10 protein-coding genes are annotated in these 13,520 nt (G+C 75.4%); 3 read left to right on the top strand and 7 right to left on the bottom strand.

The genetic code is table 11. The annotated features are described in order from the left end of the window. Positions 1–534 (top strand): TCP-1/cpn60 chaperonin family protein (locus tag B056_RS0113670; RefSeq protein WP_026239672.1); only part of this gene is annotated, 534 nt, incomplete at its 5' end. A 735-nt stretch (positions 535–1,269) separates the two neighbouring features. Continuing rightward, the gene (locus B056_RS0113665; protein WP_018502433.1) at positions 1,270–1,863 is read left to right on the top strand and encodes a Uma2 family endonuclease; all 594 of its coding nucleotides are present in this window, start codon (positions 1,270–1,272) and stop codon (positions 1,861–1,863) included. Between the two features lie 20 nt (positions 1,864–1,883). On the opposite strand, the gene B056_RS0113660 is transcribed toward B056_RS0113665, so the two are convergent. The 7 genes from B056_RS0113660 to B056_RS36370 form a co-directional block, all read right to left on the bottom strand. Continuing rightward, complete coding sequence (locus tag B056_RS0113660) at positions 1,884–3,521, bottom strand: DNA repair helicase XPB (RefSeq protein WP_026239671.1); 1,638 nt, start codon at positions 3,519–3,521, stop codon at positions 1,884–1,886. A gap of 130 nt (positions 3,522–3,651) precedes the next feature. Beyond that, positions 3,652–6,348: a helicase-associated domain-containing protein gene (locus tag B056_RS0113655; protein ID WP_035751442.1), complete on the bottom strand. Its 2,697-nt coding sequence runs from the start codon at positions 6,346–6,348 to the stop codon at positions 3,652–3,654. A 143-nt stretch (positions 6,349–6,491) separates the two neighbouring features. Further along, entirely contained in the window at positions 6,492–6,833 is a 342-nt protein-coding gene (locus B056_RS42700) for a hypothetical protein (RefSeq protein ID WP_230202984.1), read from the bottom strand. A 994-nt stretch (positions 6,834–7,827) separates the two neighbouring features. Continuing rightward, a complete protein-coding gene (locus B056_RS0113635) occupies positions 7,828–8,265 on the bottom strand; it encodes a DUF3180 domain-containing protein (protein ID WP_018502427.1) in 438 nt (145 codons plus the stop codon). Beyond that, positions 8,262–9,314 carry a 2-amino-4-hydroxy-6-hydroxymethyldihydropteridine diphosphokinase gene (gene folK, locus B056_RS36375; RefSeq protein WP_018502426.1) on the bottom strand — a complete coding sequence of 351 codons (1,053 nt, stop codon included), beginning with the start codon at positions 9,312–9,314 and terminating at the stop codon, positions 8,262–8,264. Before folK ends, B056_RS0113635 begins: the two co-directional genes overlap by 4 nt. Next, positions 9,311–10,225: a dihydropteroate synthase gene (gene folP, locus B056_RS0113625; RefSeq protein ID WP_018502425.1), complete on the bottom strand. Its 915-nt coding sequence runs from the start codon at positions 10,223–10,225 to the stop codon at positions 9,311–9,313. Before folP ends, folK begins: the two co-directional genes overlap by 4 nt. Beyond that, positions 10,222–11,235, bottom strand: a complete 1,014-nt coding sequence (locus B056_RS36370) for a GNAT family N-acetyltransferase (protein ID WP_018502424.1) — start codon at positions 11,233–11,235, stop codon at positions 10,222–10,224. The genes folP and B056_RS36370 overlap by 4 nt, the downstream gene beginning before the upstream one ends. 934 nt (positions 11,236–12,169) lie before the next feature. Here B056_RS36370 and B056_RS0113615 point away from each other — a divergent pair. Next, positions 12,170–13,486, top strand: a complete 1,317-nt coding sequence (locus B056_RS0113615) for a hypothetical protein (protein ID WP_018502423.1) — start codon at positions 12,170–12,172, stop codon at positions 13,484–13,486. Positions 13,487–13,520 lie beyond the last annotated feature (34 nt).

Raw genomic sequence — 13,520 nt, 5'->3', positions numbered from 1 at the left:
CAGGAGCGGCTGGCCAAGCTCGCCGGCGGCGTCGCGGTCATCAAGGTCGGCGCGGCCACCGAGGTCGAGCTCAAGGAGAAGAAGCACCGCATCGAGGACGCCGTCTCGAACGCGAAGGCCGCGGTCGAGGAGGGCATCGTCGCCGGCGGCGGCGTCGCGCTCCTGCAGGCCTCCACCAGCGCCTTCGAGAAGCTCGACCTCTCCGGCGACGAGGCCACCGGCGCGAACATCGTCCGGCTCGCCCTGGAGGCGCCGATCAAGCAGATCGCCTTCAACAGCGGTCTCGAGGGCGGCGTCGTGGTCGAGAAGGTGCGCAACCTCCCGACCGGGCACGGCCTGAACGCGGCGACCGGCGAGTACGTCGACATGGTCGCCACCGGGATCATCGACCCGGCGAAGGTCACCCGCTCGGCGCTGCAGAACGCCGCGTCGATCGCCGGCCTCTTCCTCACCACCGAGGCCGTCATCGCGGACAAGCCGGAGAAGGACAAGGCCCCGGCCATGCCGGGCGGCGGCGGCGAGATGGACTTCTGAGTCCTCTCCCCCGCGCTCTTCGACGAGCGCAGAGGGGCGGTCCCGGCTGCGGCCGGGGCCGCCCTTCGGCGTTTCCGGGGGTGCCCCCGGGACGGCCCGGGGAGATCGACCGGTACCGGGAGATCGACCGGTACCGGGAAGTTGTAGTCGGTCACCCAGCCGCCGGGTGGGAGGTGCCACGACGGCGGGTGACCGCCCGCGGGGTGCGCCGATTGGGGACGGAGCCGGCGCGGTCAGTTCCCGCGGTGCGAGGCGTCCCCCACGGAATCTCCCCCCAGCCGCTCCCAGGCGGCCGGAGCTGGGATACCGCAAAGAGTCGCCCCGGGTCGGTCCTGGGCCGGACGAACCGGCCCTGATCGACTGAACGTGAAGTTACCAGGGAGTAATTAGATCAACAAGGGGTCTACGCTTCTCCAGGACGCAGATCACGGGTAAGAAATCGACTTTTCTGGACTTAGACCCCGTTATCGGACCACTTCTCCCACACCGAAGGAGCCAGTGCGGGCAGGCACCAGCGGGTGCCCGGGGCCCGAACCACCCGGCCCGGACGATCCGGACGATCCGTGGACGTCCCAACCTCGCCGCGGGGCCGCAAGTCCGTCCACGGAGAATCAGCGGAGAGCACCGGCGGACGACAACCGGACGACAGTTGGACGGCTCCGCCCCGGCGCGCCGACGTGCGTCATCGGCGGGTCGACGCCCCAACCTTCGACAGCGGACGGAGCAACGGGCACGATGAACACCGTGGTACAGGCTCCCACCCCACTGCGATCCCACCGCCCGACCCTCACCCTGCCGGCCCCGCCGGTGTCCGTCGCGGATCTCGACGCGACGGCCCTCGAGGACGCGCGCGTCGAGGTGCTCGACGGGCTGTGCGTCACCCGCCCCTGGCCGACTCCGCTGCGGGCCCGGGTCACCGATCGGTTGCGGGCGCTGCTCACCCAGGCGGCGACCTCGGGCGCGCAGGTGTTCACCGGCGTCCAGGTCGAGCTGTCACCCCGGTGCCTGCTCGTGCCCGACGTGGCCGTGGTCGCCGTCGGCGATCCCGACCGGCGGCGGATCAGCGAGACGCCGTTCGGCGTGGTCGAGGTCGCCGACGCCAGCACCCGCCGCTACGACCGCACGCTGAAGCTCGACGTCTACCGGGAGCACGGGGTTCCCGTGTGCTGGCTGGTCGACCCGGACTCGGCGACGATCGAGGCGTTCGAGCTGGTCGGCCGCGACTACGTGCCGGCCGGCATCGTGTGCGGCGACGAGGAGCTCAGCGTCCTGCGGCCGTTCCCGGTGACGGTGACCCCGGCCGAGCTCATCGACCCGCCCGACGACTGAGCCCGGGCGGGCGCCGCCGGTCAGGCCACGTCGTCGGCGTCGACGATCGTGTAGGCGTAGCCCTGTTCGGCCAGGAACCGCTGGCGGTGCGCCGCGTACTCCTGGTCGAGGGTGTCCCGGGAGACCACGGTGTAGAAGTGCGCGGAGCGGCCGTCCGCCTTGGGCCGCAACACCCGGCCGAGGCGCTGGGCCTCCTCCTGGCGGGACCCGAAGGTGCCGCTGACCTGGATGGCCACCCCGGCCTCCGGCAGGTCGATGGAGACGTTGGCGACCTTCGAGACCACCAGCGTCGTGATCTCGCCGGTGCGGAAGGCCTCGAAGAGCCGCTCGCGTTCCTTGTTGCGCGTGGACCCCTGGATGACCGGGGCGTCGAGCAGCCGCCCGAGGTCGTCGAGCTGGTCGAGGTAGGCGCCGATGACCAGCACCCGGTCGTCGGAGTGGCGCTCGACGAGCCGGCGCACGACCAGGCTCTTGCTGTGCGCGGTGGAGCAGACCTTGTACCGCTCCTCCGGCTCGGCGACGGCGTAGGTCATCCGCTCGTCGTCGGTGAGCGTGACCCGGACCTCCGTGCACTCCGCCGGCGCGATCCAGCCCTGGGCCTCGATCTCGCGCCACGGGGCGTCGTAGCGCTTCGGCCCGATCAGGGAGAACACGTCGCCCTCCCGGCCGTCCTCGCGGATGAGCGTGGCGGTCAGCCCGAGCCGGCGGCGGGACTGGATGTCCGCGGTCATCCGGAACACCGGGGCAGGCAGCAGATGGACCTCGTCGTAGACGATCAGGCCCCAGTCCCGCGCGCCGAACAGCTCCAGGTGCAGGTACTCGCCCTTGCGGCGGGCCGTCATCACCTGGTAGGTGGCGATGGTGACCGGGCGGATCTCCTTGCGCTCACCGGAGTACTCGCCGATCTCGTCCTCGGTCAGCGTGGTGCGCCGCAGCAGCTCGGTGCGCCACTGCCGGCCGGCGACGGTGTTGGTGACCAGGATCAGCGTGGTCGCGCCGGCGCGGGCCATCGCCGCGGCACCGACGACCGTCTTGCCCGCGCCGCTGGGCAGGACCACGACACCGGAGCCGCCCTCCCAGAAGCCGGCCACCGCGCCCTTCTGGTAGTCCCGCAGGGACCACCCCTCCTCGCGCAGCACGATCTCGTGTTTCTCACCGTCGACGTAGCCGGCGAGATCCTCCGCCGGCCAGCCGACCTTGAGCAGCGCCTGCTTGAGCCGCCCGCGCTCGGACGGGTGCACGACCACGGTGTCGTCGTCGACCCGGGCGCCGAGCATCGGGGCGACCCGCTTGGACCTGGTCACCTCGGTGAGGACGACCCGGTCCAGCGCGCGCATCACCAGGCCGTGCACGGGGTCGTTCTCCAGCCGCAGACGCCCGTACCGGTCCATCGTGTCGGCGACGTCGACGAGCAGCGCGTTCGGGACGGCGTAGCGCGAGTAGCGGACGAGGGCGTCGACGACCTGCTCGGCGTCGTGCCCGGCCGCGCGGGCGTTCCACAGCGCGAGCGGCGTCACCCGGTAGGTGTGCACGTGCTCGGGCGAACGCTCCAGCTCGGCGAACGGCGCGATGGACGCCCGTGCCTCCGGGGCGAGCGGGTGATCGACCTCCAGCAGGAGGGTCTTGTCCGACTGGACGATCAGGGGACCATCCGGCAAGCCGCCACCGCCTTCCGCGTGCTCCGCGCCACCGCGCCCGTCGTTGCGACCGGCGGTGGCAGGTACCCCCGCCGACCCGCCGCGCGGTCGCCACGGGCCCGCCACCAGCGTACGGGTACGACCCGACCGGTCAGCGCGGGCCGGGCAGGTCGTCGGCCGCCGGCGGGACGACCCAGTCACCGGAGTCGGGGACCGGCGGGCCGCCGAACGGGTCGTCGATGTCGGCCACCCCGGTCACCCGGTGCAGGGCGAAGCGGCGGGGCGCCTCGCTGAGCTCGTCCCACGCGGTGAGCCAGCCGCCCTCCAGCAGCGTCGGGCGCACGACCCGGTCGCTGGGCGTCCCCTGCTGGTTGACGTAGCCGAGCAGGACGCGCCGGCCGTCGCGGACGGCGCCCTGCAGCATCACCAGGATCACCGGGGCGGAGCGCACGAGCCCGAGCCGCGCCCCGGCGGCGTCCTGTGCCGCCCGCGCGGCGCGGGTGCTGTCGTCACCCCGGCGCACCAGGCGGACGACGTCACGCAGCTGGTTCGCCCGGGTGGCGACGGACTCCGCGGCGGGTGGGTGGGTGCGGGCGGGCGTGCGGTGCACCTCCGGGCGGGCCAGCACGATGCGGCCGTCCGGGGCCTCCGCGACCGGGGCGAAACCAGCCGCGCGCAGCCCCTCCAGCAGCTCGGACACCGGAAGGGAGGAGATGACGATTGTCGGGGCCACCCGGCGCATCGCGAGGGCCTGGGTGCGCCGGGACGCGACGACCTCGGTGAGCAGCGCGGTGTCGTCGCAGCGCAGGTAGGAGGCGGCCGGGCCGGACCGCAGCCGCCCGTGCCGGCGGGCCGTGTCGTCGATCAGGTAGGTCAGCGACTGCGGGACGCCGCCACGGGCGAGGCGGCCCAGCAGGTCGTGCAGGTCGTCGGCGGAGCTGCCGGCGTCCATCGCGCGCCGCAGCGAGTTCTCGGTGAAGCGGTACACGGTGGCCGCGCCCGCGGACTCGACGTCCGCCATCCGGGACAGTTCGGCGGCGACCCGCGGCACCAGCGGGCCGGGGGCGACGGCCGTCAGGTCGGTCTGGATGAGCAGTTCCTCGACGGGTTCGGGCAGCAGCGGGGCCATCGCGTCGGCGAGCAGGTGACACAGCCCCTCGTCGGCCGCCGGGGACCGCCCGGAGCCGCGCCCCGGGTCGTCGGCCTCGGCGGCGGCGAGGCGGCGTGCGACGAGCCGCCCGAGGGTGGTGGGCGCGCCACGGCCGGTGAACCCGACCACCTCGGCCTCGGTGAGCGTGCCGCCGATCATCCCGTCCAGCAGCGGGCCCGTCCGGCGCGGGGAGCGCCAGGCCAGCCGGGCCCGGACCGACTCGGGGGTCGGCGCGACGCCCTCCGGCGCGGTGGCGACGGCGCGCAGCACCTCGCCGCGCAGGTCCGGGGCGCCGGGGCGGCGGGCGTCCAGCGACAGCGCGGCGATCTGCCGGCCACGTTCGTCGCGCCCGCCGACCAGCCAGGCCGCGGACGGCGAGCGCAGCCATCCCTCGGCGAGGACGGCCCAGCGCATGGCCACCGTCTCGGTGCACCAGCGGTCGTAGGCGTTGGTCGGCACGAACTGGACGTCGGTGCCGGGCGTCAGGTCGACCAGCCCGGCCGCGGCCGCCGCGTCGATGACGACGGCCGCCTCGGTCTCGGGGACGTCCATCAGCCGGGCGCTGTTCTTGAGGTCGCGCACGCTGAGCCCGCCGGTGCGCAGCGGGGTGACCGGGGTGCTCCCCCAGGCCGTGAGCAGCGTGGTGACGGCGCGGACCAGCGCGTCGGCGGCCAGCGCGGCGGCCGGGTCGACGGCGTCCGCCGCCACCTCGCGGCCGGTGACCTCGGGCGGCTCGGGATGCAGCGGCCCGGCCCGGTCGGCGCCGCGCAGCACCAGGCCGACCTCCCTGGGCAGCTCGACGGTGCCCGGCTCGATGCCGATGAGCAGCCCGCGGGCCAGCAGCTCCTCCACGGGGCTGCGGGCGGAGGACACACTCAGCAGACGGTCGGCGTCGCTGGTCGCACCCAGCGCCGGGCCGGCCGCGAGCCGTTCGGCCAGCCGCCGCGCCCGCGCCGAGCACCCGTCGAGCAGGGCGGTGATCCGGCGGGGGTCCGCGAAGGCGGCCGACACCATCTCGATCATGTTCTCGCGCCGGACGGGATGGCTGCCGGCACCGAGGTGCCGGCCGGCGCCGAGATCGAGATCGAGATCGGAGTCTAGGTCATGGTCGAGGGCCGGGTCGCGGGCCGAGTCGAGGGCCGGGTCGAGGGACAGGTCGGAGTCGTCCGAGTCACCGAGGCCGCCCGAGCTGGCGGACAGACCGTCGGACACCGCGTCGGGCAGCCCGACGGCCGCCGCCACCCGGGCGAGCTGCGCCTGCCGGTAGCCGGCCAGGCAGTCCCGCACCGGCCGCCCCAGCCCGAGCGGACGCTCACCGAGCAGATCGAAGGCGACACCGACCAGGCACAACGCCTCGTCCGGGCCCCAGACGACCAGCCGCTCCCGCAGGCTCTCAAGCGCGGCGCCCAGGTCGAGCCCGCCGCAGAAGGCGGTCAGCTCGGCCACGGAGACCGGGTTCGGCAGCAGCGTCAACGCCTGGACGATCTCCAGGGTGAAGGTGTCCAGCCGCTCCAGCGCCCGGCTGACGCTGCCGCGGATCTCCAGGCGCGCCGCGAGGATGTCGAAGTCCGGCGGGGGTGGGGTGGCGAGATCGGGCCGGAGTCTGAACAGCCGGACCAGGGTGTCGTCCGGCAACGCGCGCAGCCAGTGGGCGAGCGTTCCGGGCGGGCCCGGGACCCGGCCTGTCGACGGGGACATCCTGATGACGGTAGCCGCCCCTCCGGACGGGGTGTACGCGCGGACCCGCTCGGAGGCCGCCGGCCCAGAGCCGGGCGCGGCGCCGGGTTCCCGCAGCTCAGCCGCCCCGCCAACGGGGTCGAGGGGAACCGTTCGCGGATCGGTCACCGCAGGCGGTCGACCTGGTCCACGACGACCGAGAGGTGGTTGTCACGGGCCCAGTCCGCCATCCGGGACAGGCTGCCCTGATCACCGGGCAGCGCCAGCACCCGGCCCACCGAGACGCCGACAACGATCACCGCGCCGACCAGGACGATCTTGACCAGTGTCAGCACGGGGTTCCGGCGACGCCGCGGGGCGGGCGCGGGCGCCTCGTCGGGATCATGGCCGAACCTGCGGGGCGGCTCGTGCAGCTCACCCGGCCTGCGGTAGCCCTCGGCGGCGTACCCCGGGTACTCCTCGCGGGGCTGGTCGGCGACCCGTTCCTGGTAGCCCGTGGTGCTCACGGCCTCCAGCCCGGCCACCCTCGGCGGCGCCAGCGCGGCGGCTCTCGCGGGCCCCGGGCCGGGCGGCCTCGCGGGCACCGGGCCAGCCGTTCTCGGGGGCCCCGCCCAGACCGGCCGCCCGGGCACCGGCCCGGACGGCCTCACGGGCACCGGCCCGGACGGCCTCGCGGGGCCCGGTGGCCGGCCTGCCGAAGGCCGCGTCGTGAGCTCGTCGTCGTCCCCTCCGGGCGGGTAGGGGGGTGGCGTCCGGTCCCGCCGCGGCCCGGGAGGCTGCGGCCGGGCGGGGCGCGGGGCGGCGGGAGACAGCCGGACCGGGCCGTCCGTGGCCGGCGCGGTCACCATGTCCGCGGGGTCGAACCCGGCGGGGAGGCGGGGCGGACCCTGGGCGGTCTGACGCGGCGGAGCGGCCCGGCCCGGCGGGACCGCCTGACGCGGCGGAGCGGCCCGGCCCGGCGGGACGGGCGGGGGTGGCGGACCCGGGTCGGAACGCGGGCCGCCGGTGCGCAGGTTCCCGAAGGTCACCAGGCGGGAGCCGGCCTGCCGTGGGCGACCCACCCCGACCGGCTGCCGGGGACCACCGACGGCCCCACCGGAGCGGCCCACCCCAGGCCGGGGATCATCGTCGAAGGGGGCGGGGTCGGCGCCGCCACCTGCACCGGCCCGGCCTTCACCGGGTTCGGCGGGAGAACCCCGGCCTTGAGCGACCACGCCCGCACCTTCCCGTCAGACGCCCCCCGACCTGGTCGATCCGCTCAACCTCGGCCGGGCCGCGCCCGCCACCCGAGACCGACAACGCGGTCACGACGACGGGACCGACGATGACGGCGACATCCACCGCCAGGACACTCAGGAGGGGCTGCGCCGCCACCCTGGGCGCGTCGAGTTACGCACACCGTTGTTCGAGGTAGATCCGAGCAACCACATCCCAGAGTAGCCCGACCGATCAAGCAACGGGAAAAGGGTCCGGTCAACAGCGAACCGCCGCCGCGCCCGGTCAGCGGTCGCGGATCCGGCAGACGCGCTCGAGGACGAGCCCGCCGGCCAGCAGGACCGCCGTCGCGCCCAGGCCGAGGCCGGCGGCCAGCGCGTCCCCGCCGGCCGTGCCGAACTCGTCGGTCCGCGGGGCGGTGTAGGCGAGCAGGGCGGTCCACCCGCCGGACAGCACCGCGGCGACCACCGACGTCGCCTTGGCGAGCGCGGCGAGGCGGGCGACCGTCAGCGGCAGGATCGGGCGGGTACCCGGCCGGCCGGCGAGGCGACGGCGGGTCAGCGACGCGGTCTGCAGCTCGATCAGCCCGACCAGCAGCACCGAGACGGAAGCCGTCGCCGGCAGCTGCGGCAACGACTGGTAGCTCCACCACAACAGCGCGTAGACGACCGCCCCGACCGCCACCGCGATCGCGAGGAGATCACGGATGTGGGTCGGTCTCACCGACCCAGCCCGTGCGGGGTACGCCGCAGCGCGGCGGCCCCCGGCGCCGCCGAGAGGCTCGCGACCAGGTCCGCCACCCGGCCGTGGCCGGGCAGCGTGGCATCCGGTTCGACGTCCAGCCAGGGGACGCAGACGAACAGGCGCTCGTGCGCCCGCGGGTGCGGGAGCAGGATCTCGGGATCGTCGCTGCGGGTGCCGCCGCAGGCGACGATGTCGACGTCCAGCGTGCGGGGGCCCCACCGGACGGTGCGCTCGCGCGCGGCGGTCCGCTCGGCGGCCCGGGCCGCGGCGAGCAGGTCGCGCGGCGGCGCGGCGCGGACCAGGACGACCGCGTTGAGGTAGTCGTCCTGCTCGGGACCGCCGACGGGTTCGGTCTCGTACACGGCGGAGACGGCGAGCACACCCAGCGCGGCGTCCAGGTCGCGCACGGCGCCCCGCAGGTGGGCGAGCCGGTCGCCGATGTTGGACCCGATGGCGACCACCGCGTGACCAACGCCCACGGCACCCGCCGCCGCGCTGACGGCGTCCACGGCACCCTCGGTGCCCGGGGCGGACGACGGCCCGGCGTCCGCGGCGGCGTCCCGGGAGCGGGCCACGGTCACGGCGACGTCGGTGAACGCGACGGTGATCGGGGCGGCGGGCTTGTGCACCGTCACCTCGGCGGCGGCCACCCGCGGGTCGGCCGCCAGGCAGGCCCGGACCAGCCGGTGCGCCAGGGTCTCGATCAGGTCGACGGGCTCGCCGGCGACGATGTCGGCGAGCGCCTGCGCCAGCTCGCCGTAGTGCACGGTGCGGGTGAGGTCGTCGGTGGCCGCCGCCGGGCCGGTGTCCAGCCAGAGCGTGGCGTCGACGACGAAGAACTGCCCGAGCTCCCGTTCCGCGGGCAGCACCCCGTGCCGGCCGTGCACGCGCAGACCGGTCAGGGTGATCCGGTCGAGCCGCCCGGCGTCCGCCGCGGGCGCGGCGGCGCCTCCCGGCCAGGGCACCGCGCCGCCGGTCGGGACACCGCTTGTCCGGCCATCCGCCGGGCGGCTCGCCGGGCCGGTCATCGGGATGATCCGGCCGTGGGGGCACCGCCGGCCACGGCCGCGGGCGGCTGGCCGGCCCCGTAGGCGCGGGCCGCCTGCCGCCAGGCCCGCACCACACGGACGGCGTCCACGGCGGGGCCGACCGCGTGCACCCGCACCGCCCAGACCCCGGCGTCCGCCAGCAGGGCGGTCGTGGCCTGGGTGGCGTCGTCCCGCTCGTCCGGCGGACGGGGCGGCTCGCCCGGACCGCTCACCACCGCGCCGAGGAACGACTTGCGCGAGGTGCCGACGAGCAGCGGCCGGCCGAGGGACGCGACGGCGCCGAGGTTCGCCAGCAGCGCCCAGTTGTGCGCCGGCGTCTTCGCGAACCCGATACCCGGATCGATGATCACCTTGTCCTCCGCCACGCCGGCGGCCAGGACGACGTCCAGCCGGGCGGCGAGCTCACCCACCACATCGGTCACCACATCGTTGTAGACCGCGTGGGCGGCCATGTCCGTGCTGGACCCGCGGGAGTGCATCAGCACGTAGTGGACGCCGCGGTCGGCGACGACGCGCAGCAGCTCCGCGTTCCGGCCGCAGGAGACGTCGTTGACCAGCAGGGCGCCGGCGTCCACGGCCGCGGAGGCGACCGAGGCGCGGCTCGTGTCCACGCTCACCGGGACGCGGGCGGAGGCGAGCTGGGCCACCACCGGCAGCACCCGGCGCAGTTCCTCGCTGGCGACCACGCGCGGCGCTCCGGGACGGGTCGACTCGCCGCCGACGTCGATGACGTCCGCACCCTGCTCGATCATGAGCTGCGCGGCCCGGACGGCGTCGTGCGGATCCGGGTAGGCCCCGCCGTCGGAGAACGAGTCCGGGGTGACGTTGACGACGCCCATCACCCGGGTCGGGGCGCCCGGGGCGAACAGGTCGTCCTGTGCTCCGGTCATCGGCCGGCCGCCCCGCCGCCGGTCCGGCCGGTCCGGTCAGGCTGGCTGGCCGGGCCGGCCGCGGGCCACGCCGAGGTCACGTTCTCCGCCATGTTCTCCGTGGTCACGCGGGGTGCCACGGCGCTGCCCGGATGGCCGGACGGCGCCGGCAAGCGCCGGTAGCTGTAACCGTAGACAGGACGGAACCCGCGCCGGGCGTAGAGCCCGCGCGCCACCAGGCTGTGCCGCTCGACCTGGAGGTAGGCGCGCTCGGCGCCCCGGGCCCCGGCCCAGTGCGCGAGTTCGGCGAGCGTGCGGCCCGCGACTCCCGCCCCCCGGGCGGCCGGGAGCGTGGCCATGCTGTAGATCCCGAGCCAGTGGCCGTCCAGGACACCGCGCCCGACGCCGACCGGGCGGCCGTCGAGGAGGACCGTCACGTAGCGCTGGGGCAGTTTCATCGAACGCAGCACCGCGAGCGTGCCGACGCGCTGGCCGGCGAAGGTGTCGAGGACGTCCCCCGCCACCGCGAGCCAGCGCTCGTCGGGCAGGTCGGCGGCGGTGGACTCGACGCGACGACCGGCGCCCGGCCGGCCGGCCGGCCCGGGGCGGTGCTCCGCGGCGCCCGACCGGGGCAGGCCCAGGGCGGGCAGCGGCGCGACGCAGACGTCGGTCGGACCGGCGTCGTCGTAGCCCGCGGCGTCCAGCGCGTCGAGCAGACCGGCGGGCCGGACCACCGGGGTGACCTGGAACGTCGGTGGCAGGCCGGCGCCCGTGTAGAAGGAGTCGACGGCGCGCAGCGCCGCGGGCAGGTCGGGGACGTCGCCACGGGCCCACACCGAGTTACCCCGCCGGGAGGAGCCCGCCGACTCCCGCAGCACCCACCCGCCGAGGACGCGCTCGCGCAGCGGCGGCCAGGCGCGGTGCGCGACCTCCTCGAGCTCGCGGGCCAGTCCGACATCCTCCGGAGGCAGCACGCTTTTGGGCGCGGCCAGCGCGTCGCCACCCGCGACACTCGCCGGATCAGCGGTCACGGGGCCTCCGGACACGCAGCCAACCCGGCGCGCCCGCCGCGCGACGGGTACTTGTTGCCGGGTGGCCGCGGACACCGGACGGGCACGCCGGCACACCTCGGGGCCACCTCGCGGACACTTCGACCACGAGGATGAGGCTACCGAGCCGGCTCCCCCGAACGGGACCGCCGCCGACGCGGACGGCCCGGCCGGCCGGCCGGCACGCTCCGGCCTCACGGTGCGCGGCGGCGGCACGACTCCAGGTGGCAGCGCCGAAGCCGTGCCGCCGGCCGCCGGCGCGGTACGCGGACCCGTCCGGGGACCACCGATCGCCATGCTTCCCACCCACACTCAGGAAACGGGAGCTTCGTCACTCCTGGACCCGCGCTCGCGGCCGGGGCACTCAGCGCGCCCCCGCCCGACCCGGACCATCGACCGGCCGACAGACCGATCACAGACGAAGATAAAACGTTACATATGCCCCACATGGGAAAGAACATCATGTGGCGGCCGATCACCAGAGTAGATCCTTCGCCGGAAGCCTCCTCGGCGGCCCGACCCAACTCACCCCACAAACTCCCATGTTTTGGACATTCCTCGCACAAACCCACCAAGCCACATGTCCGTGACACAAGGCCGTCACTTTCTGACACGCAAGCGCCGTAGCATCGGCATGTGCACCCGACAACCGCACCCGCCGTCCGACGATGGCATCCGCACGATGCAGTCGGTGGACGGTCATCCGCACGAGCATCGGCGTTCGCACGTGACGAGCACCAGCCCGCCGGCCTGCCGGCCCCGGGTGAACGCGGCCCCGCATCCAGGACGACGAACACGATCACCGTGGTCCGTCCGGTGCCCTTGCATCGATGCCCCGCCGCGGTCGGTTTGCTGTCACTAGCTTGACAGCGGAAGGTCACGAACGCCCATCGTGACGCACAGGAGGGATCAGGGCATGCCGCAGTCGGACGGACCCCCGCCGCTGGCAGCGCCGGCATTCGACGAGATCTTCATCCCCCCGGCCCGCACTCCCCCGGACGACCGTCCCGAGGACTACCCCGCGGAGCCCCCGCACCGGCCGGCGCCGGAGGACACAGCCGGGCCCACCGGGCTCCGGGAGCCCACAGGGCTTCCCGAGCTCCCGGGAAGTCCCGGGAGCCCCGGGTTTCCCGAGCGCGCCGGGCTCCCCGAGCGCGCGGCGGAAGCCACCGCCGACCGCAGGCAGTTCCACCGGTGCGCGGGGGCCGCCGTCGTGGGCGCGCTGCTCGCCCAGAGCCAGATCATGGAGGTGGCGGACGTGCTCGCGGCCAGCCCGGTACAGCTCGCCCTCGAGCGCGCGAACGAGGCACTGGGTGAACTGGTGAACACCCACGAGGTGGTTCCCCCCGCCCACGTGCGCGCGCGCACGGCCCGACTCCGGCGCGGCCTGGAGCGGCTCGGCCGGCGCTCCATGGCGACGGAGGACTCCCGCCGGCTGCTCGTGCTCGCCGGCCGGGTCGCGGTACTCGGCGCCGACGCGGCGTTCAAGCAGGGCGACGTCGCCTCGGCCCGCCAGCTCACCGCCGACGGCTACGCGGCCGGCATCGAGGCCGGCGACGGTCCGCTGTGCGGCTCCGCGCGTGAGGTCGGTGCCGTCAACGAGTTCTACGTCGGGCGCCCCGCCGAGGCCCTGCGCCTCGCCCGGGACGGCCTGCGGCACGTGGGCTCCGGCCCCGTCCGGGCCCGGCTCGTGTGCCAGGAGGCCCGCGCGCTGGCGGCGATGGGCGACATCCGCGGCGCGGCCGGCAGCCTCGACCGCGCCTACGACCTGGCCGACGCCATCCCGGCGGACCGCTGGGGCCGGCCCGGGCCCAGCTTCGACACGTTCCACCCGGTCGAGGTCTCCTACAACGCGACGACCGCGCTCTGCCTGCTCGGCCGGCCCCGGGCCGCCCAGGAGCACGCCGAGCTGGCGCTGCCGAAGCTGGACGCGATGGACGCCCCCGGCTTCCGGTCGGTGATCCGGTTCGACCTCGCCCTGGCGATGGCCCGCCAGGGCCGGCTGGAGCTCGACGGCGTCTGCGAACTCGCGACCGACGCGATCGGCATCTCCTGGGGGCGCACGGTCGCCTCGGTCTCCAGCCGCGCCGACCAGCTGCTCTCCGCCACCGCCGCGCACGGCGAGGTGCGCCAGGTCAGGCAGCTGGCCGCGCTCGTGCGGGAATGGCAGCGCTCGGCCTCGGGCCAGCGCCCAGATCCCGGCGCCGTCCCGGCTCCGGCACTGGATCTCTAGTACCGGTGCCGGGTGTGGCCGGCCCGCGCGCGTA

The sequence above is a fragment of the Parafrankia discariae genome (assembly GCF_000373365.1).
Lineage (GTDB): Bacteria > Actinomycetota > Actinomycetes > Frankiales > Frankiaceae > Parafrankia > Parafrankia discariae.
The sequence above is the reverse complement of the archived record's forward strand: the minus strand, read 5'-3'. Positions and strand labels throughout refer to the sequence as shown.